The sequence below is a fragment of the Niallia nealsonii genome (genome assembly GCF_002835805.1).
In the GTDB taxonomy this organism is placed as follows: domain Bacteria; phylum Bacillota; class Bacilli; order Bacillales; family Cytobacillaceae; genus Niallia; species Niallia nealsonii.
In genome coordinates, this window is the sequence record NZ_PISE01000009.1 from 17,700 (window position 1) to 42,614 (window position 24,915).

Here is a 24,915-nt window from a genome sequence, read left to right on the forward strand (position 1 = left end):
TTCAGGGCGTTACTCCATCATTCCACACTTCGAAAATAGCAGTTCTCCTAGGTATAAACCCTAGTGGCTAATCTTTTCAATTAGCAACGTGACGCACTCAAATCAATGTCGGGAACTTTATCGCCCTTAAATCCAAGAAACGTTTCAAAAGGAATATCATGGCCGTCTTTTTTGTATGGTATGCCACAAGTTGGACAATCTTTATCAGGCAAATCAAAACCTGAACCAATAGAACCATCATTAAAGAATTCCGATTGTTTGCATGCTGTACAAACATAATGAGGCGGCAGAGGATTTACTTCTGTTATTTCCGTCATAGTAGCAACAAAAGAGGAACCGACAGAACCACGGGAACCTACTAAATAGCCATCATCTAAAGACTTCTTTACAAGCTTATGAGAAATCAGATAAATAACCGCAAATCCATGGCCTATAATACTTTTTAATTCCTTTTCTAAACGCGCCTCCACTATTTCAGGAAGTTCCTCTCCATAAATTCTGCGTGCCATGCTATAGCTCATTTCACGCATTTCTTCATCAGAGCCCTCAATTTTTGGTGTATATAAATCGTCTTTAATTGGTTTAATGACATCTATCATATCTGCAATTTTATTGGAATTTGTGACAACAATTTCTTTTGCCTTTTCCTCACCTAAAAAACGGAAACAGTCAAGCATTTCATTTGTTGTCCTGAAATGCACATCTGGAAGCTTATGTCTATTAAGAGGGTTCGCTCCACCTTGTGATCCTACTAATATTTCCCGGTAAATTTTATCATTTGGATTCACATAATGAACATTTCCAGTCGCTACTACTGGAATTTCCAGCTTATCCCCTAAGCGAACAATATTTGCAATAATCTCTTCTAATGACTTTTCATCATTAACAAGCTCCCTCTCGATTAAATGTGCATATACCTCTTTTGGCATCACTTCCATATAATCATAAAATGGTGCAATTTCTTCTACTTCTTCAGGGGCCTTTTGCATCATCGCCTCAAAAACTTCCCCTTTATCGCAAGCAGAACCAATCAAAAGTCCTTCTCGATGTTTTTGCAGTACAGAGCGGGGAATTCTTGGCACTCGGTAAAAATAGTTTATATGAGCAATTGATACTAATTTAAACAGATTTTTTAATCCTACTTCGGTTTGAGCAAGCACCGTGCAGTGATATGGACGGGCTCTTTGATAAGCATTGCCTTGTCCCATATTGTCATTGAGCTGATTATGATTTGTAATGCCCTTTTCTCCTGCATCTTTCAGCATTTTAAGCACAAGATATCCTGTCGCTTCTGCATCATAAATGGCTCGGTGATGCTGGGTTAATTCGATATCAAATTTTTTCGCTAATGTATTTAAACGATGATTTTTTAATTCGGGATATAAAAATCGTCCGAGCTCCAGTGTATCAATAACTGGATTTGTTGATTTCTTAAGGCCTGCCTTTTGATAGCCAACATTAATAAAACCAACATCAAAAGACGCGTTATGAGCAACAAGAATGCTGTCCCCTGTCCAATCTACAAATTTACGCAGCACGATATCTATCTCTGGTGCATCTTGGACCATTTCATCTGTAATGCCCGTTAAATTAATGGTCGTTGCAGAAAGACGATGATGTGGGTTGGCAAAAGATTCAAACCGATCAATTATTTCTCCATCATGAATTTTAACAGCTGCAAGTTCAATAATGGTATTGTAAACAGCAGATAGACCGGTTGTTTCCACGTCAAAAACAACATATGTTGCATCATCAAGCAAAATATCTTGTGGATTGTAGGCAATGGGCACTCCATCATCAACTAGATTCATTTCCACGCCATATAAAATTTTAACATCATTTTTTTTACCTGCGCCAAATGCTTCAGGAAAACTTTGGGCAATTGCATGATCCGTTATAGCAATAGCTTTATGGCCCCATTTTTTTGCTTGACCGACCAAATTTGCGACAGAAGAAACGGCATCCATTTGACTCATTGGTGTATGAAGATGAAGTTCTACCCTTTTTTCATCTGCTTTTGCTGTATCTTGTCTTTCAATTGGCTTTATTTCATTTAGGTCATTACCAATCATCACTAGATCGCGGACAAATGTATCATTTTGAATACTTCCACGAGCTCTAAGCCACATTCCTTTTTTTACTAATTGAAATAATGCCGCATCCTCTTTATCACGAGAAAACATTTTAACCAAAATAGAGCTTGTATAATCCGTTATTTTAAATGTTAAAAGTGTTCTGCCACTCCGAAGCTCCTTCGTCTCCGCAAAGAATACATATCCTTCTACTGTAATTCGTCGTTCTTCATCAACGATTTCTTCTATACGACGGTAGTCGCTGTCATCCTTAATCGTTAAACCAATTGTAAGAGGACCGGATGGAATTCCTATATCATTTGCTTCTTTTTCGGCTTCCATCTTCTGAATATCAAGAAGAGCTTGTTTCCCTCTCTCTTGATCTTCTAGTCTTTTCGCCTGCAAAAATTGTTCATACTCAGCATTGGATTCTTCTTGTTTTATTTCTGTTTCTAAAACAAGGGGAGGAAAGCCAAAATACTGGTAAGAGTCTGTAATCATTTGTGCATATTTTCTTTTAATAGCAAGGCCTTCCATCTCATTGCGAACATGGATGGTTAGTTTATTTCCTTGTATTTTTGGAACTTGTTCGTTTAATAATTTAACAAGAGGAGGTGATATGCCTTGCATTTGTTCAATCACACTAGACCAATAATCTCTAATTAAACTATCTGTGACAAGTGCATTCTGAACATTTATAGAATACGTAATAGACGCAATATGAGAAAAGCTATTCATTAATTTCGTTGTAAAAAGCTGATAAATTTGAAATGGAATAATTTCATCAAACAAAAAATAAAAATGCCATTTTTTTGCTCGTTTTTCAATGACAAGCTTATCAATCTTTGCATTGCGAAAATGGCTGACATATTGATCATCCGTTAATCCCAATTGCTGAAGTAGCAGTTGAAATCGATCTATTCGATCGTTTATATCACTCATTATCCCTCTCCTTTCTTCTCTTTTCATTCCATTATTTGCATACCTGCAAAAGATAGGATAACTATTATTATACCATATGGTTTGTTTTTCCCTTCTCTAACTTGTTAGAAATAGGTGGAAGATGAAAATACAACTTTCTACTTTAGCATAAGCCTGCTTGTTTCCTCTAGTTTTTTGATTTTTGCATAGAAAAAGGAGCTTTCTGATAGGAGGAAAGCCCCTTTTTCTATGCCTTAGCTTATTTTTTTAATAAATTAGCGATAGTTTCTACTAATTCATTTTCATGCACCTCTAGCATTTCTCCAGTAGCCCTTACTTTCACTTCTACAATACCTTCAGAAGCTTTTTTCCCGACTGTTACGCGGATTGGCAATCCAATTAAATCAGAGTCGGCAAATTTAACGCCAGGACGTTCTGCACGATCATCTACCAATACATCTAAACGGTCCGCTTTTAATAGAGTGTACAGCTTATCTGCCAATTCCGTTTGGGTTTGGTCTTTTGTATTAACCGGAATAACATGTACATCAAATGGTGCGATATCATGTGGCCATACAATACCTTTATCATCATGGAACTGTTCCACAATAGCAGCCATTGTTCTTGATACGCCAATGCCATAACAACCCATTATGATTGGCTGCGTGCGGCCGTTTTCATCTAAATAAGTTGCCCCCATTGCTTCACTGTAGCGAGTTCCTAATTTAAATACATGTCCTACTTCAATTCCTTTTGCAAAAGCAATCGTTCCTTTGCCGTCTGGTGATGCGTCGCCTTCTTGGATAAAACGAAGATCTGCATATTGAGAAACTTGAAAATCACGTTCTGGATTTACATTGATATAATGATAGTCTTCTTCATTTGCACCGCAAACACCATTAACAATCGATTTTACTCCATTATCGGCAATAACTTCAACATCTTTTACATTAATTGGCCCAAGTGAACCTACACTACAGCCTAATGCACTTGCTGTTTCACCAGCTTCTGCTAGTTCAACAACGTCTGCTTCTAATAAATTTTTCACTTTAATGTCATTTATTTCATGATCGCCACGGACTAATACTAATACATATTTTTCATCTACTTTAAATAGCAATGACTTAATGCATTGATCTGCCGTAGTGTTCAAGAAGCTAGATACTTGCTCAATTGTTTTTTGATTTTCTGTTTTTACTTTTTCTAAATCAAAGAGTGGCTTGTCCTCTTTTTCATAGGTTGCAACAACAGGCGCCATTTCAACATTCGCTGCATAATTAGATTCTGTTGAATAGGCAATTGTATCTTCCCCAACATCTGACAATACCATAAATTCATGGGTATCTTTCCCGCCCATTGCCCCACTGTCCGCAATTACGGCACGATAGTTTAAATCACAGCGTGCAAATACATTGCAGTATGCTTGGAATAAAGCATCATACACTTCATCTAAACTGTCATGTGAAGAATGGAAAGAATAAGCATCTTTCATAATAAATTCCCGTCCACGCAAAATGCCAAATCTTGGTCTTTTTTCATCACGGAATTTTGTTTGAATTTGATATAAAGCAAGAGGCAGGCGTTTATATGATTTCACCTCATCACGAACAAGGCTTGTAATTACTTCCTCATGTGTAGCTCCTAAAGCAAACTCACGATTATTGCGGTCTTTTAAACGCATTAATTCAGGTCCATAAGTATACCATCTGCCAGATTCTTGCCAAAGTTCTGCTTGCTGCATCGCAGGCATCAATAATTCAACTGCACCTGCTGCATCCATTTCTTCTCTAATAATTTGTTCGATTTTTTTCAGCACTTTATTTGCTAATGGCAAATAAGAATAAATCCCACTTGCATTTTGACGAATATATCCAGCACGCAAAAGCAGCTGGTGACTAGAAATCTCTGCATCTGCTGGAACTTCCCTTAATGTTGGGATAAGCATTTTACTTTGTTTCATCTTCATGACACCTCTATAATAATTGGTTGGTTTGATGTTTTTTATATAGTTAATTTTAAAAAATAACTAACATGAGGAACACTCTTCCTCATGTTAGAAATACTTATCTTAGAAAAAATCGTTGAATATCGTTCCATGTTACCACAATCATCAATAACATAAGAAGGGCAAATCCTACAAAATGAACCATGCCTTCTTTATGGCGATCAATAGGTTTTCCACGAACAGCTTCTATTGCAAAAAACAATAATCTGCCACCGTCAAGGGCCGGAAATGGAAGCAAGTTCATAATACCAAGGTTGATGCTCAAAATACCTGCCCACTTCATTAAATAATAGATTCCTGATTGAGCTACAGTATCTGTTGATTTATATATCCCAACAGGTCCACTCAATGCATCAATTGAAAATTGGCCTGTAACTAGCTTGCCGACAGCTCCAAGAATTTCTTTTGTCCATGTATATGTTTCCGTTGCTCCATATTGAACTGCTTTTAAGGGCGATTTTTCCATTGGGCTATAGACTCCAATTAACCCAATTGTTTTTCCATCTTCTGCTTCCGTTGCTTTTGGCGTAACATCAACAGTCATTTCTTTTCCATCTCGAAGCAAGTTCAACTCCAAGTCTTCTCCAGGACTCTTCTGAATGATGGCTACGACTTCATTCCAGCTGGTGACAGAATCTCCATCAATACTTATAATCGTATCGCCTTCTTTTAAGCCTGCTTGAATTGCTTCCCCATCATCTATCAATTTTCCAAGCTTTGGCTGATCAGATGGGATGCCTTGAATAAGAGCGATTAGTACAAATACTACAAACGCCAAAATAAAGTTCATCATTGGTCCTGCAACAATCGCCATTGTTCGTTGACCTAGTGTTTTACTAGCAAATTGGCGGTCATATGGAGCTATTTGTGATGCAGTGCCATTTTCCACTATTACTGCATCTTTTTTTATTGGAAAAATCATTAATTTTTCATCGATATCATCTTCGGCATATCCTTTAATAAATAAATCATGCTCTAAATCCGCTGCTTCTACATTTATAATGCGAGCATTGGGATATTTTTCTTTATTATTGATAATGATTTTTGTCACTTCTTCGTTTTTATCCAGAATAAGACCTATGCGGTGGCCTGCTTTAATATCGACCATCTCCGGGTCTTCGCCAGCCATTCTAACGTATCCTCCTAAAGGAAGAAGCCTAATGGTATACGTTGTTTCTCCTCTTTTTTGCGAGAATATTTTCGGCCCAAAACCAATTGCAAATTCCCGACACAAAATTCCTGCTCTTTTAGCAAAAATAAAATGGCCTAATTCATGAAAAAAAACTAATGCACCAAAGATAATAATAAACGCTACTACTGTATTCAAAATATAACCACCTTTTTATCGAAGTGTGCTTACTTTTTTTCTTGTTTCCAAATCAACCTCTTGTATAACAGCAAGACTTGGGTTTGCTATATTTTGATGATCGTTGATAGCTTGTTCAATTAGCTCTTCTATTTGCAGAAAGCTAATTTCTCCTGCTAAAAATTTAGCAACAGCTATTTCATTTGCGGCATTTAATACTGTTGGCAATGTTCCTCCTGCTCGGCCTGCTTCATATGCATAACGAAGACAGCGAAATCTATCTAAATCCATCTCTTGAAAATGAAGCTTCCCTATAGTAGCTAAGTCTAATCTATTAGCGCCCTTGAGAGGAATACGATCAGGATAAGTTAAAGCATATTGAATTGGCACTCTCATATCAGGAGATCCCAATTGAGCCATCACACTGCTATCATGGAACTCTACCATAGAATGGATAATGCTTTCCTTATGGAGCAACACATCAATTTTATCGTATGAAAGAGAAAATAGCCAATGTGCTTCTATTACTTCTAACCCCTTATTCATCATTGTAGCAGAATCAATCGTAATTTTCGCCCCCATTGACCAATTAGGATGATTTAGAGCATCTTCTCGTGTTACATGCTGCAGGTCCGCTCTTGTTAACTCTCGAAAACTTCCTCCTGATGCCGTGATGATAAGACGCTCAATGTTTTTTTCATATTCTCCTTGTAAGCTTTGAAAAATTGCAGAGTGTTCACTATCAACAGGCAATATCGCCACATTATTTCTTTTAGCTGCTTCCATTACTAAATGACCTGCCGTTACCAATGTTTCCTTATTAGCAATGGCGATTGTTTTTTTCGCTTCAATCGCTTGCAATGTTGGCTGCAAACCGACACTGCCTAATACAGCATTCACAAGTATGTTTGCTTTATGGTAAACCGCAACTTCTATTAGCCCCTCTTGTCCATAAGAAAAACGAATAGAAGGGAATTCCTGTTTTAATTGATCACAATCTTGTTTATCTGCGACTGCAACAAAAAAAGGCTGAAATTCTGAAATAATGCTTTTTGTTAATTCTATATTTTTCCCTGAGGAAAATGCAACTAGCTGAAAGCTTTCTGGATTATTTTTTATCACATCAAGTGTTTGTGTTCCAATGGATCCAGTTGCTCCTAACAAACTAATATACTTCACTATCTCACTCTCTTTTCCTACTATGTTTCTTTCAAATGATGTCGAAGTACAAATTAAATAACCTGAAAGGCATCCAATATGAAATAAAGCAATGGCCAAACAAATAATAAACTATCAAATCGATCTAATATGCCACCATGCCCTGGCAAAAGGTTTCCTGAATCTTTCACATGAAAATGCCTTTTTAATGCAGATTCCGCTAAATCGCCAATTTGTCCAAAAGCAGATAAAATAATCGTGATAAATACCATGATATACCATTCTATGTTGCCAAACAGGCTAAATAGAACAGAAACGATACATGCACAAACAATTCCGCCAATTGCTCCTTCTATTGTTTTATTTGGACTAATTTCCGGCCATAGCTTCCTTTTTCCAAAAGCTCTTCCAATAAAATAAGCACCTGAATCTGTTGCCCAAATAATAAATAGGGAATAAATAAGCATCCATAATCCGGCTGTCTCGCGAATCTCTACAAAAAAGAGAAAGCCGACTCCCATATAGATCACAGATAAAATAGAATACGAAAGCTCTTCAATTGTAAATTTATTTTTAGATGCGACCATATATGTTAAGTAAAAAAGAACAGCAAATAAACCAATTTCTATCTTAGATAACGAGATTGCATTCAAAAAGCCATCGTAGTTATTGGGCAAAATCCATAGCCAGACAACTAGCAAAGAAAAAATTCCTGGCAAAGAAAACAGGCGAATATGGCGCATTCTTAATAATTCAAATAATCCAATTGCTGAAAGTAAGAATGTAAATAATACTAAAGGCCAGCCTCCCATACACACAAATGGTATAAATACGGCGATTGCAATTATTGCTGTTATGATTCTTTGTTTCATTTATCTATTCACAACCCTTATTAGACTCCTCCAAAACGCCTTTGTCTGTTTTGGAATACTTCAATTGCCTCTACTAAATGTTCTTCACTGAAATCTGGCCAAAAAACTTCCGTAAACCATAATTCTGTATAAGCCAGCTGCCATAACATAAAGTTGCTGATTCTTAGTTCCCCGCTAGTGCGGATCAGCAGATCTGGATCTGCCATACCTTCTGTCATTAAATATGAGGAAAAAAGTTCATCTGTTATATCATGCGCATCTATATCATTATTTTTACAGTCATTTACTAAATTTTTCACAGCATAAAGAATTTCAGATCTACTGCCATAATTTAAAGCAAAGTTTAAGATTAAGCCAGTATTATCCTTTGTTTTTTCCTTTGCATTTTCCAATGCCTTTAATGTATGGGCAGGCAATTGCTCCGTATAGCCGATTGATGTAACTTTTACATTTTTTTCAATCAATTCCGGCAAAAATGTGCTAAGGAATTGTTCAGGCAAGGACATGATATACTCTACTTCTTTTTTGGGTCTTTTCCAATTTTCTGTAGAAAACGCATATAAAGTCAGAACTTTTATTCCCAATTCATCTGCCATTTTTGTTATTCTTTTTACACATTTCATTCCCTCATGATGGCCTGCAATTCTTGGAAGATTTCGTTTTTTAGCCCAGCGACCATTACCATCCATTATAATTGCAATATGTTCTGGAATACTTTGTTGCTTTAGGACATTTATCCGTTCTTGCAGACTTGAAGAAATAGCCCTCTTCTTCCAAAACGTTAGCTTGTTAAACATACAAATAGCTCCTCCAAAATAAATCCTCTCATATCTTCTATTAACAAATTAAACTTTCCAGCTGCTTCCTTATGTATAATGTTTAATAGAAGTTTCCCTTTATATCTTAAAGGATAGGGTGGCGCATAAGCAACTACCAGTTTTATCTGGCAGCCGCAAATAGTTAAAAAACCCCCTAAAATTAGAGGGTTCGATCTATTTGCAAACGTCCACTTTCTTTTTAGTTGTAAAAAATTTATTGATGCTAAATTGTCCAAATGATATTTGCTCCATTTAGCATTTGTATTCTTTTTTAACAAAAAAGTTTGCCGTTCCACTACAAGAAAGTTCTAATTAAAGAAAAATCCTTACACTTCTAAGATTTCTTTTTCTTTTTCTTTTGTTAAAGAATCCACTTTTGCAATGAACTCATCTGTTAATTTTTGAATATCTTCACCATATCCACGAAGTGCATCTTCTGTAATATCGCCATTTTTTTCTAGCTTTTTCAAATCATCGTTTCCATCACGGCGAATATTGCGAATCGCTATTTTTGCCTCTTCGGCTTCTTTTTTTACATTTTTCACCAATTCTTTACGACGTTCTTCTGTTAACATGGGAATGGATAAACGAATAATGCTTCCATCGTTAGACGGATTTAACCCAATGTCAGACTTTAAAATTGCTTTTTCAATTTCGCCAAGAACACTTTTATCATATGGTTGAATAACTAAAAGCCTTGCTTCTGGTACACTGATGCCTGCTAGTTGATTAACAGGTGTTGGCGCCCCGTAGTAATCAACTGTTATTCTATCTAAAAGAGCGGCATTTGCTCTTCCTGCACGAATGCTTGCTAATTCACGTGAATAGCTTTGAATTGCTTTATTCATTTTTTCTTTTGTTTGATCCATAACTTGTTTAGGCATTATTTTTTCCCCCTTACTAGAGTTCCGATTGTTTCACCCATAACCGCTCTTTTAATATTACCGTTTTCCATAATAGAAAAGACAATTAAAGGAATATCATTGTCCATACATAAAGAAGATGCTGTTGAATCCATTACTGCTAAACCATCTTTAATTACATCAAAATAAGTTAATTCATCAAATTTAGTAGCATTTTTATCTACACGAGGATCAGCTGAATAAACTCCATCCACATTGTTTTTTGCCATTAAGATTACTTCTGCTTCAATTTCAGCAGCACGCAAAGCAGCAGTTGTATCTGTTGAGAAATAAGGGTTTCCAGTTCCAGCAGCAAAAATAACCACGCGTTTTTTTTCTAAATGACGAATAGCACGTCTTCTAATATATGGTTCTGCAACCTGTCTCATTTCGATAGATGTTTGTACACGTGTTTCAATGCCTAACTGTTCTAAGCTATCTTGAAGGGCCAATGAGTTCATTACCGTTGCAAGCATGCCCATATAGTCAGCGTTAGCACGGTCCATCCCCATTTCTTCGCCAATTTTGCCACGCCAAATATTTCCGCCGCCTACAACAACAGCTGCTTCTACACCTAGCTCTGCTACTTCTTTCACTTGCTCTGCTACATTTTTAATTACCGCAGGATTTATGCCAAATCCAGCTTCTCCAGCTAATGCTTCACCACTTAATTTAAGAACAACACGTTTATATTTTGGATTACTCATGAAAACCTCCGCTTAAGTTAAATATCTTGAAAAATAGGGAACACCATGGTGTTCCCTATAAAAAGCTTTTATCATTCACTTATTTTTTGTTTACTTGGTTCATAACTTCTTCTGCAAAGTTATCTTCGCGTTTTTCAATTCCTTCTCCTACTTCATAACGAACGAATTCACGGATTGTAGCACCTTTTGATTCTACAAATTGGCGAACTTTTTGATCAGGATTTTTTACGAAAGTTTGGTCAAGTACACAAACATCTTCAAAATATTTGCCTAAACGGCCTTCAACCATTTTAGCAACGATTTTTTCTGGTTTGCCTTCATTTAAAGCTTGTTGTGTTAATACTTCTTTTTCATGCTCTACTTCTTCTTGAGAAACTTGATCACGAGAAACATATTTAGGGTTTAATGCAGCGATGTGCATTGCAACATCTTTTGCAGCTGCTTCTTCTGTTGTTCCTTCAAGAACTGTTAACACACCAATGCGTCCACCCATATGAAGGTATGCACCAAATGCATCATTGTCTGTTTTTGTTTTGATTTCAAAACGGCGTAAAGATAATTTTTCGCCAATTTTAGCGATTGCTGCATTAATATGCGCTTCTACTGTTGTACCTTCTACAATGTTCTGAGCAGTTGCTTCTTCAACAGATGCAGGTTTGTTTGTTAATAAATGATCAGCTAATTCCTTAACTAATACTTGGAAACCTTCGTTTTTAGCAACGAAATCTGTTTCTGAGTTTACTTCAAGAATAATTGCATCATTTCCATTTACTGAGATAAAAGTTGTACCTTCAGCAGCGATACGATCTGATTTTTTAGCAGCATTTGCAATTCCTTTTTCACGCAAGAAATCGATTGCTTTTTCGATATCACCGTTTGTTTCAGTTAGTGCCTTTTTGCAGTCCATCATTCCAGCACCAGTTTTTTCACGTAGTTCTTTAACCATTTGAGCTGTTACAGCCATAGTAGTTATCCTCCTTGTATGAATATGTATTATTTTTTTATCCAATAATAGGCTTTTTTAAGCAGTGTTCTTTAAAAAAAGGTGATAAGAGGGATGCCCTTTATCACCTTTTATTTTTTGCAACATGCAAAATCCGTTTAAAAATTAAGCAGTAGTTACTTCTTCGCCTTGTTTAGCTTCTAAAATAGCATCTGCCATTTTTGCAGTTAATAATTTAACAGCACGGATTGCATCATCATTTGCAGGAATAACAACATCAATCTCATCTGGATCACAGTTAGTATCAACGATACCTACAATAGGAATGTTTAATTTATGTGCTTCAGCAACAGCAATGCGCTCTTTGCGTGGGTCTACAATAAACAAGCAATCCGGAATTTTTTTCATGTCTTTAATTCCGCCTAAGAATTTTTCTAAGCGTTCTAATTCTTTTTTCAATTGAACTACTTCTTTTTTAGGAAGTACTTCGAAAGTTCCGTCTTCAGACATTCTTTCGATATCTTTTAAACGCGTAATACGTTTTTGGATTGTTTCAAAGTTTGTTAAAGTTCCACCTAACCAGCGTTGGTTTACAAAGTATTGACCAGAACGGATAGCTTCTTCTTTAACTGAATCTTGAGCTTGTTTTTTTGTTCCTACGAAAAGAACAGTTCCGCCGTTACCAGCAAGTTCTTTTACATAGTTGTAAGCTTCGTCAACCTTTTTCACTGTTTTTTGAAGGTCGATAATGTAGATGCCGTTACGCTCTGTGAAAATGAATTTTTTCATTTTTGGGTTCCAACGGCGAGTTTGGTGACCGAAATGTACACCAGCTTCTAATAATTGTTTCATTGAAATAACTGACATGTTTTTTCCTCCTAATGGTTTTGATTTCCTCCGCCTTTTTCATTTTTAATCAAAACTGTACAGTCGTACAGCACCAATGATTAAATCCAAAAGCGTGTGTATTAACACCATTTGTTAATATAGCATATGTAAGTAAGACAATCAAGTTATTCCTGCTATTTTTGTCTAAATTTCAGCAATAATTCTATTTCTGTTTTGCCTTTATTTAATATTTTAGCAATTTCATCTATTTTTTTGCCTTGTTTCTGTAAATCGACAGCTTGATCCAACAAAGTTTTTTCCTCCGCTGCATTAGGTTGGATTAACTCTAATAAATTTTCTGTGATATCTTCTTCTAAATTTTTTGTATTTTGAGCTGTGTTGTTATATGCTTTTACCATCTGTTTATTAAGCAAACTTTTCTGAAGATTACCTCTATTTTTCTCTGCGGGCTGCTTAAAGGGAATAGTAGAGTTTTCCTCTTCTTTTCCCTTTTTTGCTTTTCCCCCTTCTACCTTGGTAATCTTCCGAATAAATTGATCGTTTTCTTCTTTCACTTCTGCAATAAAAGTCGAAATTATTTCTTCCATTTCCTTCATTATTTGCTTCTGTTGTTTTTCTATAGTGACAAAACGATTTTGCCTAATATACAAAAGAGCAATAAATAAAAATGCCAACATATTTAAAGTAATACTTAAAATCAATAAAAAAGTAATCAAAATAATCCCTCTCGTATTTAATCCTGTTTTTTTTAGAACTATTGTTTTCATGTTTATTTATCTTCTCATATTCCCCTAAAAAACCTCTATTTTTTTTATGTCAGATCTTCTTTAACAACAATCCTTGCTTATATTATTTTTTCTAAAGATTGTCTTAATCTATAGATGGCCTTTGAATGGATTTGAGAAATTCTTGATGTCGAGAGATTCATAACTTGTCCGATTTCTGTTAAAGTCAACTCTTCCTTATAAAATAAACTGATGACCAATTGCTCTTTCTCATTTAATTGCTCAATCATCTCCGCCATTTCTTTAATTAATTCATCTTTTACAATTTTCTCTTCTGGAATAGCTGTTTTATCATCTCGTATTGCATAGGTTGATCCTTCTTTTTCCTCTTGATCATTTAGCTGTTCATCAATAGAAAGTACATTTGCAAAAAAATGTTCATTCATCGTCGTATACACTTCTTCTGGCGTAAGGTCCAATTCAGATGCAACTTCTTCAATTGTTATATTCCTCATTTTTTGCTGTTCCAGTTTTTCTATTGCCGCTTCAATCTTTTTGGACTTTTCTCTCGTGCCTCTTGAAAGCCAATCTTCTTTTCTTAATCCATCTATTATGCTGCCTCTTATCCGAAATGAAGCATATGTATCAAATTTCAAGTCTCTTTTTGGATCAAATTTTTTTAACGCATCATAAAGCCCCATCAAACCTAGACTATTTAGTTCTTCTTTTGAAACGCTTCTTGGAAGGCCTACAGATATTCTCTGAACATGAAAACTGACTAAAGGCATATATTTTTTAATTAAAACATTGCCTGCATCAGCATCTCTTGTTTCACTCCATAAATTCCAGGCATTTTGATCTTCTGTTGTCAATTCATTGCCCATCCTATTTCCTCCTAACAAACAACATGTACCGCATCAGTTTATCCCTCTACTTTAGAAGAAGGCAGTCCATCAGATTTATATACCCTGTTCCCTTATTATAACCAAAAACTTTTTTGTTAGCTGTAAATCAACTCTATCTTTTTTCCCATTAACATCCACTATTTTATAGATTCATTACATATTACCTTGTCATCCAAACAGTACATTATTCCTAATATCATAACAAAAAATCAGCTAGCTTTACATTTTTTTCATTGATCTTGTTTTCAACTGATTAGTAGTTAGAGAAAATATCCCCTTGTTTTAGCCTAACAGTACACTGTTTCTATTCTATCAAAAGATTCAACATTAAACTGTATCAAAGCTATCTTTTTTTAGATTATATTAGTCCACTTAAATCTAGTAGCTCTGCTCCTCTCAAGACTTCACAACTCAAAAGACAGACGTTTTCCATGAGCCTGAAAGTGTACGTTTTTGACTTTATCTACACTCTCCACCATTATAAATTGTTGTATTAATAATACGGAGAGCATCCAGCAACAAAAAAAGGGAGTGTTCGTCAACAGCCTGATGAACAATTTATAATGGTGTTCTTTTTTAAACAGGAAAAATAAACCTAAAAAAACCATCCTCCAGCGAGAACGGTTTTTATAGAATACTTGTTCCTTTATTTACAGTTCGAATGGTTAACTGACAGTTTTCTGGGTTAAACTCAATCGTTCTGCCACTATTTCCTCCAACATCTTCGGCAAAGATTTGAATATTTAATTGCTGCAATTCCTTTTTTACTGCTTTCACATTTCTAGGCCCTATTCTCATAATGTCAGTTGTTCCTGAAAATTGAAACATTTGAGCTCCACCTGCAATTTTTGCTTTTAAAGCTGTTTTTTTAGCGCCTAACCCTTCTAGTTTTTTTACAAGGGCAATAATAGCTGTATCAGCAAATTTCGCTATATTTACTGGAGTCGTCTTCGATAAGGAGGAGTCTGGAAGCATAATATGAGCTAATCCTGCAACTCCTCTTAATTGATCGTACAACACTACTCCAACACAAGAACCTAAACCAGACGTTCTAATCAAATTCGGCACTTTTACCATGTTCATATCGGAAATACCCACTTTAACCACAGTTATTTGTTCAGTCATCAATAGTCACTCCAAGTGCCTTAAATATGGTATGGAAAGAATCTGGGTCGGGCAGTAAAAAAAAATGACCATTAACACTTTCGGATACACCTGTATTTTCTTCATTGATGGATGTATTAATAACAATCGCATAATCACTTACTTGCGACAATTCAATTAAACCATAGCTAACAATCGCACCAGCCATATCAATGGCCAGTGCAGGTACAGATGGGTATAAAGACAAATTTGTAAAATCTGATAAAGACGATAAATAGGACCCAGACAAAATATTACCTAGCTCTTGCAGAGCTGACAAAGGCAATTCATCAAATGGAGGGTGTCGTAAATCGATTGATTCATCGCCAATCATGTCTTTAACAAAATTAGTTGCTTGCTCAATAGGCAGCATAAAAAACATGCTTCCAGAAACATCCCCTTCAATTCTCAAGAACACTCCTGCCACAATATTTTCGCTTCCACCAGCTAACTCCATAATTTCACCAAAAGATACAATTTGGACATCTGGCACTTGCATATCAATTTTTTTATTTAGCATTTTTGATAAAGAAGTTGCAGCATGTCCTGCTCCAATATTACCAATTTCTTTTAATACATCCAGATGCAAGGATTGAATATTATCTATAAACGCCATGGTTATCCTTCACTTCTCATATAAGTTTTTAATACTTCCCTATCAAAAACTTTTTCTAGATTCACAAGAATCAGCAATCTTTTTTCTAATTTTACAACACCATTTATATAATCTACTTCTGTGCCGAAAGCAGCTTCTGGAGATGGTTCAAATGTGTCCTCATAAACATCTACCACATCATTTGCACCATCTACAATTAATCCTACATCCATATCATTTAATGTGATGATAATAATGCGCGTTCGATCCGAATATTCTAGCTCATCAAGGGCAAATCTTAAACGAAGATCAATAATTGGTGTAACAACACCTCGAAGATTTATCACACCTTTCACAAATGGTGCGATATTTGGTATGCGTGTAATATGCATCATTTTTTCAATTGAACGAACTTGATGTACTGGGATTGCATACTCTTTTCCCTTTAGCTCAAAAATGATTAATTTTATATCTGTTGCAACAGATTCTGCCATTATTTTCATCCCTTTCTATCAGCCTATTAACTATTTAATTAGTGCATTGCAATCAACAATTAATGCTACTTGACCATCTCCTAAAATAGTAGCACCAGAAATAGCAAAGGCGTAAGAAAGATAGCTACCTAATGATTTAAGTACAACTTCTTGCTGGCCAATAAAGGAATCTACCACAAGAGCCGCTAATTTATCTCCTTTTCTTACAATAACTACGGAATAAAATTCATCTTCTTCTTTTGTTACTGGAACCTCAAATAAGTCTTTTAAGAATAAAAGTGGAACCACTTTTCCCCGGAAATCAATGACGGTCTGATTATGTCCTTGCAATACATCCTCTTTATGCACAATCGCTGTTTCTATAATAGAAGAAAGAGGAACTGCATATTTTTCTGCTTGAATTTCAACTAACATGACAGAAATAATAGAAAGTGTTAATGGCAGCTGAATAGAAAATAAAGAACCTTTGCCTTCTTGTGATTCAATTGTAATATTGCCGCCTAGCGCTTCAATAGTGCTTTTTACAACATCTAATCCGACGCCCCGCCCTGAAATATCAGAGATTTTATCAGCTGTTGAAAAGCCAGAAGCAAGAATTAATTCTGCTATCTGTGAATCTGTTAAACTATTAGCTGCTTCTTTTGAAATAATCCCTTTATTTAATGCTCTTTCTAAAACCTTCTTTTTATTTATCCCCGCACCATCATCTTCTAGCTCAATAAAAACATGATTCCCGCTATGGTATGCTCTTAATATTACAGTTCCTTCTTCATTTTTATTGTTTGCTCTGCGAATTTCTGGCGTTTCAATGCCATGGTCTAGAGCATTTCGAATAAGATGGACAAGTGGATCGCCTATTTCATCAATTACTGTCCGGTCTAACTCTGTTTCGGCTCCCACTATTTCTAAATTAATTTTTTTATTTAAATCTCTTGCAAGCTGGCGAACCATGCGTGGAAAGCGATTAAACACCGTTTCTACAGGAACCATTCTCATATTTAAAATAATATTTTGCAGATCTCCTGTCGTACGAGACATTCTTTCTACCGTTTCATGAAGTTCTTGATCTTTTAAATCTTGAGAAATTTGTTCCAGTCTTCCTCTATCAATCACTAATTCTTCAAATAAATTCATTAAGATATCTAGTCGTTCGATATTTACTCGAATTGTTTTGCTTGATTGTTTTGCAGAAACCACAGTTGCTGCTTTTTCTTCTTGATTATTTTCTTCCTGCTGATTTTGACTTTCAAAAGTATCTCTTGACTCACTCTCTGCTGCACCACTGCTTTGCAATGCAGAAATACTTTCTCTATTCACAATTGTTTCTTCTAAAAATACAACTGGTTTCACTTCTACATTGTCCACTTCAGAAACTTTCATAACTCGCGATTTAATCATGTCCGCTTCTTCTTTTGAAATAAATGTAATATTAAAATTATAATCAAATTTCTCTTCTTCTAACTCTTCCACAGAAGGATTAGCTTTAATTACTTCACCTAGGCTTTCTAAAGCTTCAAATATCATAAATACTCTTACTGCCTTTAATAAACAATCTTGTCTTAAAGTAACGCTGATTTCATAAGGGAAAAATCCTTGTTCAAATGATTGCTTCATTACTGTTATTTCAAATTCATCATAGCTTGCAGCAGCATTTTTTTCTTCTATTGCAACACTTGCTGCAACTTCTTCTTCAGCGGCTACATCAAAGATAACTTCACCTTTCTCAATAGCAACCAATTTTTTGACTACGCTCTCTACATTTTTTTTCCCGTCTCCACCTGTTTCAATCGATGCTATCATTGCCTCTAAATCATCTACTGCTAAAAAAATCACATCGAGTATTTCAGGAGTAAATGCAATTTTTTGGTTGCGAATTGCATCAAGAACGTTCTCCATTTGATGAGTGAGACTTGCTAAATCTTCATATCCCATTGTTGCAGACATTCCTTTTAAAGTATGTGCAGAACGGAATATTTCATTTACTATTTGAATATTTCCTGGATTTTTCTCCAATTCTAGCAAATGTTCATTGCATGCTTGTAAATGTTCCTTGCTTTCTTCGATAAAAACTTCTAAATATTGATTCATCTCCACTTGCTTCACACCCCTTGGCGTTATACATATTTCATGATTGTCTCTGCAATACTTTCTACATTCTCGATATTATTAATATAATTAGTTGCAATCGCAGCTTTTGGCATTCCAAATACAATTGAGGTTTCTTTTGATTCTGCAATTGCTTTTATTTCTCCCCGACTAGCTAATTCCACTAGACCATTTTTTCCATCTGAGCCCATCCCAGTCATTATAACGGCAATTTTTTCATAATTATTGATCGTGCTTGCGGATTGAAACATAACATCCACAGACGGTCTGTGACCATTAATTGGTTCAGTCTGATCAAGTTGAACAGCAATATTTCTGCCAATAGACTTTGCCTTTAAATGGAATCCACCAGGAGCAATATATGCTACACCTTTTTGAATGATTTCTCCGTGAACAGCTTCCTTTACCGTTATCTCAGAAAGAGAGTCTAATCGGCTTGCAAGTGACTTTGTAAAATTTGGCGGCATATGCTGCACTATTAGTATAGCCGCATTAATATCTCTCGGCAGTTTGGTAATAACATGCTGAAGCGCCCTAGGTCCCCCTGTAGATGTTCCGATAAGTATAAGCTTTTGTTTATTGCTGTTCCACTTTTCCGTAGAGAGAGACTTTTGACTTTGTTTCTCTTTATCTTTTGGTTCTATTTTACTATAGTTTCGTTGAGGAACAATAGTACTTTGTACCTCATTAGACAAATTTAAAATCGTTTTTACCTTTACCGAACTGGCAGAAACTACTTTATCCAATAATTCCTTTTTTACTTTATATAAATCAAGAGAAATAGATCCAGATGGTTTTGCAATAAAATCAATGGCACCTATCTGCATAGCATGGAGGGTATTATCTGCCCCTTCAAGCGTTGTGCTAGAAAGCATAATAACGGGAACCGGATTTTCTTCCATAATCCGTTTTAATGCAGAAATGCCATTAAGAACTGGCATTTCTACATCCAATGTTACAACATCAGGCTTTAGTTCTTTAATTTTCTTAATTCCGTCTTCACCGTTTCTTGCTGTACCAGCAACTGTAATGCGAGGATCTTCCGAAAGAAACTCAGTAATAAGCTTGCGCATAAATGCCGAATCATCCACTATTAACACTTTTATTTTTTCCATGTTAACGCACTACCTTTCAAACAGAAACCTCTTCAATTTTGTCACAAATGGAGGTTTATTTATTGTCGTTAGTTCAGAAAACTGTTGTTTACAATATCTATCGGCAATTTCAAACAATGCTTTAGCAGCTGTAGACTTTTCATTAAAGGAAACTAAAGGAATTTGACTTCTAACGGCCTTTACGACACTGTGATCTTCAGGTATCATTCCTAGACACAATACTTCTTTTCCAAGAAAACGATTCAATACATTTTTTAGCTTCTCAAACGTTTCTATGCCGTCGGTACTTGTTATTGTTCGATTGATTATTAAATAAAAAGGCATATCCTTTTTATTTAAATAAATAAATTTCATCGCTGCATATGCGTCGGTTATGGACGTCGGTTCGGGTGTTGTAATAACCATTACTTCATCTGCAGAAAGAATAAATTTCAAAGAATCTGTGCTGATTCCTGCTCCCATATCGAACAGGACATAGTCATACATGCTTAATACATTTGTGAAATCATAAAAAAATTTTTCCAGACCTTTTTGCTCCATATGGACAAACTTAGTTAAACCAGATCCACCTGCAATAAAATGAACTCCTTCTTTTCCTTGATTAATAATCTCTGATAAAGGCGTATTATTTTCAAAGTAATCAACAATGGTAGCATTTGTTTGTGTTCCCATTAAAATATCAATATTGCCCATTCCAATATCCATATCTACTAACAAAACAGAATGTCCCTTTTTTATTAATGAAAGGGCAAAATTAAGAGAAAAGTTAGATTTTCCAACTCCTCCCTTTCCACTCACAACAGCTATTGTTTTTTGCTGTCGAATACGTTGATGTTTAAATCTTTCACGTAAATTTGCAGCTTGATCTGTCATATTATTCGACCTCGATTATCCTATTTACAATCTCGTGGGGGGCTGCTACAAGCATATCTTCTGGAACACTTTGTCCGGTTGTGATATATGCAACGCCTTTTTTATATTTCATAATTAAATTTAGCATGCTCCCAATGGCAGATGTTTCATCTATTTTTGTAAAAATAAAATGATCAATACGTATAGTTGAAAATTGCTGATAAATTACTTCCATGTCCCTTTGTTTTGCTGTTAAAGATAAAACAAGCAATGTTTCCATCTCTCTTTTATAATCGACCACTTTTTGCAAATCTTCAACATACTTTTGATTGCGGAAATTTCTTCCTGCTGTATCAATTAAAATAATATCGCACATAGCTAATTTTTTTGTGGCATTTTCAAAGTCTTCTAGGTTATAGCACACTTCTAAAGGAACATTTAAAATATTAGCATATGTTTTAAGCTGCTCAATCGCTGCAATCCGATACGTATCTGTTGTGATAAAACCAATTTTTTTCTGATGCTTTAGTATTAATTCTGCAGCCATTTTGGCTAATGTAGTAGTTTTTCCTACCCCTGTCGGTCCAATAACATTAACATATTTTTTGCTGTAGGTAATATCTCCAAAAGAGTATGGCGACAATTTTTCTAGCAGCATATCTCTTATCCATATTTTCACCTCTGCTGCTGTTTTATTGCCGCCTTCTGCATACCACTTTTCCATAACATTTGCTAAAATAGTTTCCCTTATTTCTTTATCAATTTCTTGCTTTTCCAGTACATTTATCTCTTCAAGTACTACACTGGGTATATGCAAATGATTTGCTGCATTTTTTTCAGATATTTCTTTTACAACACGACTTAGTTCATTCAGCTGCTTTAATACTTGATCTGGTTTCTCTACGCTTGAGTGTACTCTATTTTCCTTTGAATCGTTACTCTTAGCGACAAAATGAGAATGGGGAAGAGAGTTTATTTTATCTGTTTTCTTTTGAATTTTTTCTTGCTTCGTTTCCGGATCAATTGCCGCTAATACTTCAATATTTCTTTTTTTAAACACCCCTAAAAAGCCGCCTGTATAAATTACCTTTGAATGTAATATTACAGCTTCCGAACCTAGCTGCTCCCGTACTTGCTTCATCGCTTCTGGCATACTTGTTGCAATAAATTTTTTTATTTTCAATCGACATTCACCACCCCTACGCTTTGCACTTCCACATCTGCCTCTAATTCGTTATACGATAAAATTGGCACTTGCGGGAAATAACGCTCTGTTAATTGTCTTACATACATCCTTACTGCCGGCGAGCATAATATAATCGGAATTTGTTCCATGATGGAAAGCTGTTCCACCTGATTTGCGATTGCTTCTAATATCGCTTGAGACGTTCCAGGATCAATCGCTAAATAATTGCCATGTTCTGTTTGCTGAATATTATCTGCTATTACTTTCTCGACTCTTCCTGACAAAGTAATAACCTTTAATGAACTCCCTTTTGCTGTATACTGATTGGTTATTTGCCGTGCCAATGCTTGTCTTACGTATTCTGCAAGCAGATCTGTATCACTTGATAACTTTCCGAAATCCGCCAATGTTTCAAAGATTATCGGCAAATTGCGGATAGATACATGTTCCTTTAATAATTTTGCCAATACTTTTTGAATATCTCCAATCGACAATGGATTTGGAGTCACTTCTTCAATTAGAATCGGATAGGATTCCTTCACATGATCTACCAATTGTTTCGTTTCTTGTCTTCCTAATAATTCATGTGCATTTGCTTTTATCACTTCTGTAATATGCGTCGATACGACAGAAGGAGGATCCACTACTGTATATCCAAAAATCTCTGCTTGTTCCTTTACTTTTTCTGTTATCCATTTTGCAGGCAGTCCAAAAGAAGGTTCAATTGTATCGATTCCTTCAATGGAATCATCCTCCATTCCAGGGCTCATCGCCAAATAATGGTCAAGCAGAAGTTCTCCCCGCGCCATTTCATTTCCTTTAATCTTTAATCGATATTCATTTGGCTGAAGCTGAATATTATCTCGAATGCGAACAACAGGAATAACAAGTCCTAATTCAATTGCCAGTTGTCTTCTGATCATGACCACACGATCCAAAAGATCCCCACCTTGATTGGCATCTGCAAGAGGAATCAATCCATAGCCAAATTCAAATTCAATCGGGTCAACATTAAGCAGTGACACAACATTTTCCGGACTCTTTAGTTCTTCTGTCTGCGCTTCTTCTTCCATCTCCTGCATTTCTTCTAGATTTTCCTTTGGTGCTTTGGATAGTTGATATCCACCAAAACATAACAACCCTGCAATTGGTATCGTCATCAAGTCGTTAATAGGCGTGACGAGCCCTAATAGAAAAATAGTTCCTCCTGCTACATAAAGCATTTTTGGATAAGATAGTAACTGACTAGTAATATCGGATCCTAAATTGCCATCAGAAGCTGCTCTTGTTACCACAATTCCTGTTGCAGTGGAAATTAATAATGCCGGTATTTGACTTACTATCCCATCTCCTACTGATAATAAGGAAAAGTGATTTGCTGCATCTGCAGCAGCCATATCTAATTGGGTCATTCCAATCACTATTCCAAAAATCAAATTAATAAGAACAATGATAATACCGGCAATAGCGTCTCCTTTAACAAACTTGCTTGCCCCATCCATAGAGCCGTAAAAATCTGCTTCTCTGCTTACTTTTTCCCGTCTTGCTCGTGCTTCTTTTTCCGAAATCATGCCTGCATTTAAATCGGCATCAATGCTCATTTGTTTCCCTGGCATTGCATCCAATGTAAATCTTGCCGCAACTTCTGAAACACGTTCCGATCCTTTTGTAATAACAATAAATTGAATAATGATTAATATTAAAAAAACAACTAATCCTACAACAATATTTCCCCCAACTACAAATGTACCAAAAGTATGAACCACCCCACCAGCATCGCCTGTAGACAAAATGGATCTGGTAGTCGATACATTTAATCCTAAACGAAACAATGTCATCAATAAGAGTAGGGATGGAAAAATGGAAAATTCTAATGGCTCCTGCATATTCATTGTTAATAATAATATTAGCAAGGCCAACGAAATATTTAAAAGAATTAATATGCTTAAAAGCCATGTTGGAAAAGGGATGATCAGCATTGCCACAATTAAAATAACACTAAATACTACGGTTAAGTCTCTACCAGACATATGTTTCGCTCCTAACTAGTCACACTTCCATCATTTCTTGCTTTGTCGTCTTATGCTTCATTTAATAAAGGGACACTTCCACCAAAAAAAATGAACGCCTATGAAATAAGACTAAGGAAAAGCATTTATATTTTTTCATTTCTTGTACGATAAACAAATGCGAGCACTTCTGCTACTGCTTTAAAAAATTCTTCTGGAACAATATCCCCAATTTCCACTTGGCTATATAAAGCTCGTGCAAGTGGGCGATTTTCTACTATTGCCACATCATTTTCCTTTGCAATCAGCTTTATTTTTTGAGCAACAAAGTCTACTCCTTTTGCCACAACATATGGTGCATCATATTTATTCTCATCATATTTTAAGCAAATGGCATAATGGGTCGGATTCGTTATAACAACATCCGCAGTAGGAATGTCCTGCATCATTCTTCTCATGGCCATTTCTCTCTGCTGCTGCTTAATTTTGGATTTTATTAATGGATCCCCTTCCATATTTTTATATTCATCTTTAATATCTTGTTTCGACATCCGAATATTTTTTTCATAATCATAACGCTGATACATAAAATCTAGCAGGGATAAAAACAATAAAGCTCCTGACGCATATAATCCCATCTGTATCGTTAATTTAGCCAATGTGATTAAAATGAAATACGTCGACTTTTGTGACAAAACAAGAAGTTCACTAAATTTAGACCATAATACAGCAAACGTAATGATGCCAATAATGCTTATTTTTAAGATTGATTTTAATAATTCAACAATCGATCTTATAGAAAATATTCGTTTAAATCCTGATAACGGATTAATTTTATCCAATTTAAATTGAATGGTTTCTGTTGAAAACATAATTCCAACTTGCATATAGTTGCTAATAAGACCTCCCACTAAGGCTGCAGCCAAAATAGGCGTCAATAATAGAGACATCTCTTTTAAAACGTCTAAAAATACTCCCCTAATAGATTCATCTGTTATGTTGATTAATAAAACATCCTGAAGAGAATGATTCATTAAAGAAACAAAGCCTTTAAGCATATAACTTCCTGTAAAAGAAAGAACCGCAAACACTGCAATTAAGACAATTGCTGTGTTAACATCTTGACTTTTCGCAACTTGTCCCTTTTTGCGTGTATCTTGCCTTTTTTTCGGGGTTGCTTTTTCTGTTTTTTCTCCAGCAAAGTACTGCAAATCTAAAACTAGAAGCTTCAC

Annotated in this window: 20 protein-coding genes and 1 pseudogene; all 21 read right to left on the reverse strand. The window is 35.5% G+C overall.

Annotated features, from left to right (window positions below):
• Positions 1-89 precede the first annotated feature (89 nt).
• Positions 90-3,014 (reverse strand): annotated as a pseudogene (locus CWS01_RS04215) (PolC-type DNA polymerase III); the annotation flags it as partial.
• A gap of 238 nt (positions 3,015-3,252) precedes the next feature.
• Complete coding sequence (locus CWS01_RS04220) at positions 3,253-4,953, reverse strand: proline--tRNA ligase (protein WP_101175802.1); 1,701 nt, start codon at positions 4,951-4,953, stop codon at positions 3,253-3,255.
• Positions 4,954-5,056: 103 nt separating this feature from the next.
• Positions 5,057-6,325 (reverse strand): RIP metalloprotease RseP, encoded by a 1,269-nt coding sequence (gene rseP / locus CWS01_RS04225; protein ID WP_101175803.1) that lies wholly within the window; start codon positions 6,323-6,325, stop codon positions 5,057-5,059.
• Between the two features lie 15 nt (positions 6,326-6,340).
• Positions 6,341-7,483, reverse strand: a complete 1,143-nt coding sequence (gene dxr / locus CWS01_RS04230) for a 1-deoxy-D-xylulose-5-phosphate reductoisomerase (protein ID WP_101175833.1) — start codon at positions 7,481-7,483, stop codon at positions 6,341-6,343.
• A gap of 53 nt (positions 7,484-7,536) precedes the next feature.
• Entirely contained in the window at positions 7,537-8,334 is a 798-nt protein-coding gene (locus CWS01_RS04235; protein WP_101175804.1) for a phosphatidate cytidylyltransferase, read from the reverse strand.
• Between the two features lie 20 nt (positions 8,335-8,354).
• On the reverse strand, positions 8,355-9,131 hold the full coding sequence (locus CWS01_RS04240; protein WP_101175805.1) for an isoprenyl transferase: 777 nt from the start codon (positions 9,129-9,131) through the stop codon (positions 8,355-8,357).
• Positions 9,132-9,478: 347 nt separating this feature from the next.
• Positions 9,479-10,036 (reverse strand): ribosome recycling factor, encoded by a 558-nt coding sequence (gene frr / locus CWS01_RS04250; protein WP_101175807.1) that lies wholly within the window; start codon positions 10,034-10,036, stop codon positions 9,479-9,481.
• Positions 10,036-10,761: a UMP kinase gene (pyrH, locus tag CWS01_RS04255; protein WP_101175808.1), complete on the reverse strand. Its 726-nt coding sequence runs from the start codon at positions 10,759-10,761 to the stop codon at positions 10,036-10,038. The genes frr and pyrH overlap by 1 nt, the downstream gene beginning before the upstream one ends.
• A gap of 79 nt (positions 10,762-10,840) precedes the next feature.
• Positions 10,841-11,725, reverse strand: coding sequence for a translation elongation factor Ts (gene tsf / locus CWS01_RS04260; protein ID WP_101175809.1), 885 nt, complete (start codon positions 11,723-11,725; stop codon positions 10,841-10,843).
• 144 nt (positions 11,726-11,869) lie between these two features.
• Entirely contained in the window at positions 11,870-12,571 is a 702-nt protein-coding gene (gene rpsB / locus CWS01_RS04265) for a 30S ribosomal protein S2 (RefSeq protein WP_101175810.1), read from the reverse strand.
• Between the two features lie 155 nt (positions 12,572-12,726).
• Positions 12,727-13,320 (reverse strand): hypothetical protein, encoded by a 594-nt coding sequence (locus CWS01_RS04270; RefSeq protein WP_101175811.1) that lies wholly within the window; start codon positions 13,318-13,320, stop codon positions 12,727-12,729.
• 77 nt (positions 13,321-13,397) lie between these two features.
• Positions 13,398-14,162: a FliA/WhiG family RNA polymerase sigma factor gene (locus CWS01_RS04275; RefSeq protein ID WP_101175812.1), complete on the reverse strand. Its 765-nt coding sequence runs from the start codon at positions 14,160-14,162 to the stop codon at positions 13,398-13,400.
• Between the two features lie 648 nt (positions 14,163-14,810).
• Positions 14,811-15,308: a chemotaxis protein CheD gene (locus CWS01_RS04280; protein WP_101175813.1), complete on the reverse strand. Its 498-nt coding sequence runs from the start codon at positions 15,306-15,308 to the stop codon at positions 14,811-14,813.
• On the reverse strand, positions 15,301-15,942 hold the full coding sequence (locus tag CWS01_RS04285; protein WP_101175814.1) for a chemotaxis protein CheC: 642 nt from the start codon (positions 15,940-15,942) through the stop codon (positions 15,301-15,303). The genes CWS01_RS04280 and CWS01_RS04285 overlap by 8 nt, the downstream gene beginning before the upstream one ends.
• A 2-nt stretch (positions 15,943-15,944) precedes the next feature.
• Entirely contained in the window at positions 15,945-16,415 is a 471-nt protein-coding gene (locus tag CWS01_RS04290; RefSeq protein WP_101175815.1) for a chemotaxis protein CheW, read from the reverse strand.
• 30 nt (positions 16,416-16,445) lie between these two features.
• Positions 16,446-18,509, reverse strand: coding sequence for a chemotaxis protein CheA (locus CWS01_RS04295; RefSeq protein ID WP_101175816.1), 2,064 nt, complete (start codon positions 18,507-18,509; stop codon positions 16,446-16,448).
• 20 nt (positions 18,510-18,529) lie between these two features.
• The gene (locus CWS01_RS04300) at positions 18,530-19,636 is read right to left on the reverse strand and encodes a protein-glutamate methylesterase/protein-glutamine glutaminase (RefSeq protein ID WP_101175817.1); all 1,107 of its coding nucleotides are present in this window, start codon (positions 19,634-19,636) and stop codon (positions 18,530-18,532) included.
• A gap of 9 nt (positions 19,637-19,645) precedes the next feature.
• The gene (locus tag CWS01_RS04305) at positions 19,646-20,509 is read right to left on the reverse strand and encodes a MinD/ParA family protein (RefSeq protein ID WP_101175818.1); all 864 of its coding nucleotides are present in this window, start codon (positions 20,507-20,509) and stop codon (positions 19,646-19,648) included.
• Between the two features lies 1 nt (position 20,510).
• On the reverse strand, positions 20,511-21,671 hold the full coding sequence (flhF, locus tag CWS01_RS04310) for a flagellar biosynthesis protein FlhF (RefSeq protein WP_101175819.1): 1,161 nt from the start codon (positions 21,669-21,671) through the stop codon (positions 20,511-20,513).
• Positions 21,668-23,704, reverse strand: coding sequence for a flagellar biosynthesis protein FlhA (flhA, locus tag CWS01_RS04315; RefSeq protein ID WP_101175820.1), 2,037 nt, complete (start codon positions 23,702-23,704; stop codon positions 21,668-21,670). Before flhA ends, flhF begins: the two co-directional genes overlap by 4 nt.
• 125 nt (positions 23,705-23,829) lie before the next feature.
• Positions 23,830-24,915 (reverse strand): flagellar biosynthesis protein FlhB, encoded by a 1,086-nt coding sequence (flhB, locus tag CWS01_RS04320; protein WP_101175821.1) that lies wholly within the window; start codon positions 24,913-24,915, stop codon positions 23,830-23,832.

Excerpts from the sequence above, each read along its gene's own strand:
- CWS01_RS04220 (WP_101175802.1), bottom strand. The coding sequence starts at position 4,953 with ATGAAACAAAGTAAAATGCTTATCCCAACATTAAGGGAAGTTCCAGCA.
- CWS01_RS04235 (WP_101175804.1), bottom strand. The coding sequence starts at position 8,334 with ATGAAACAAAGAATCATAACAGCAATAATTGCAATCGCCGTATTTATA.
- CWS01_RS04240 (WP_101175805.1), bottom strand. The coding sequence starts at position 9,131 with ATGTTTAACAAGCTAACGTTTTGGAAGAAGAGGGCTATTTCTTCAAGT.
- frr (WP_101175807.1), bottom strand. The coding sequence starts at position 10,036 with ATGCCTAAACAAGTTATGGATCAAACAAAAGAAAAAATGAATAAAGCA.
- pyrH (WP_101175808.1), bottom strand. The coding sequence starts at position 10,761 with ATGAGTAATCCAAAATATAAACGTGTTGTTCTTAAATTAAGTGGTGAA.
- tsf (WP_101175809.1), bottom strand. The coding sequence starts at position 11,725 with ATGGCTGTAACAGCTCAAATGGTTAAAGAACTACGTGAAAAAACTGGT.
- rpsB (WP_101175810.1), bottom strand. The coding sequence starts at position 12,571 with ATGTCAGTTATTTCAATGAAACAATTATTAGAAGCTGGTGTACATTTC.
- CWS01_RS04270 (WP_101175811.1), bottom strand. The coding sequence starts at position 13,320 with ATGAAAACAATAGTTCTAAAAAAAACAGGATTAAATACGAGAGGGATT.
- CWS01_RS04275 (WP_101175812.1), bottom strand. The coding sequence starts at position 14,162 with ATGGGCAATGAATTGACAACAGAAGATCAAAATGCCTGGAATTTATGG.
- CWS01_RS04280 (WP_101175813.1), bottom strand. The coding sequence starts at position 15,308 with ATGACTGAACAAATAACTGTGGTTAAAGTGGGTATTTCCGATATGAAC.
- CWS01_RS04285 (WP_101175814.1), bottom strand. The coding sequence starts at position 15,942 with ATGGCGTTTATAGATAATATTCAATCCTTGCATCTGGATGTATTAAAA.
- CWS01_RS04290 (WP_101175815.1), bottom strand. The coding sequence starts at position 16,415 with ATGGCAGAATCTGTTGCAACAGATATAAAATTAATCATTTTTGAGCTA.
- CWS01_RS04300 (WP_101175817.1), bottom strand. The coding sequence starts at position 19,636 with ATGGAAAAAATAAAAGTGTTAATAGTGGATGATTCGGCATTTATGCGC.
- CWS01_RS04305 (WP_101175818.1), bottom strand. The coding sequence starts at position 20,509 with ATGACAGATCAAGCTGCAAATTTACGTGAAAGATTTAAACATCAACGT.
- flhA (WP_101175820.1), bottom strand. The coding sequence starts at position 23,704 with ATGTCTGGTAGAGACTTAACCGTAGTATTTAGTGTTATTTTAATTGTG.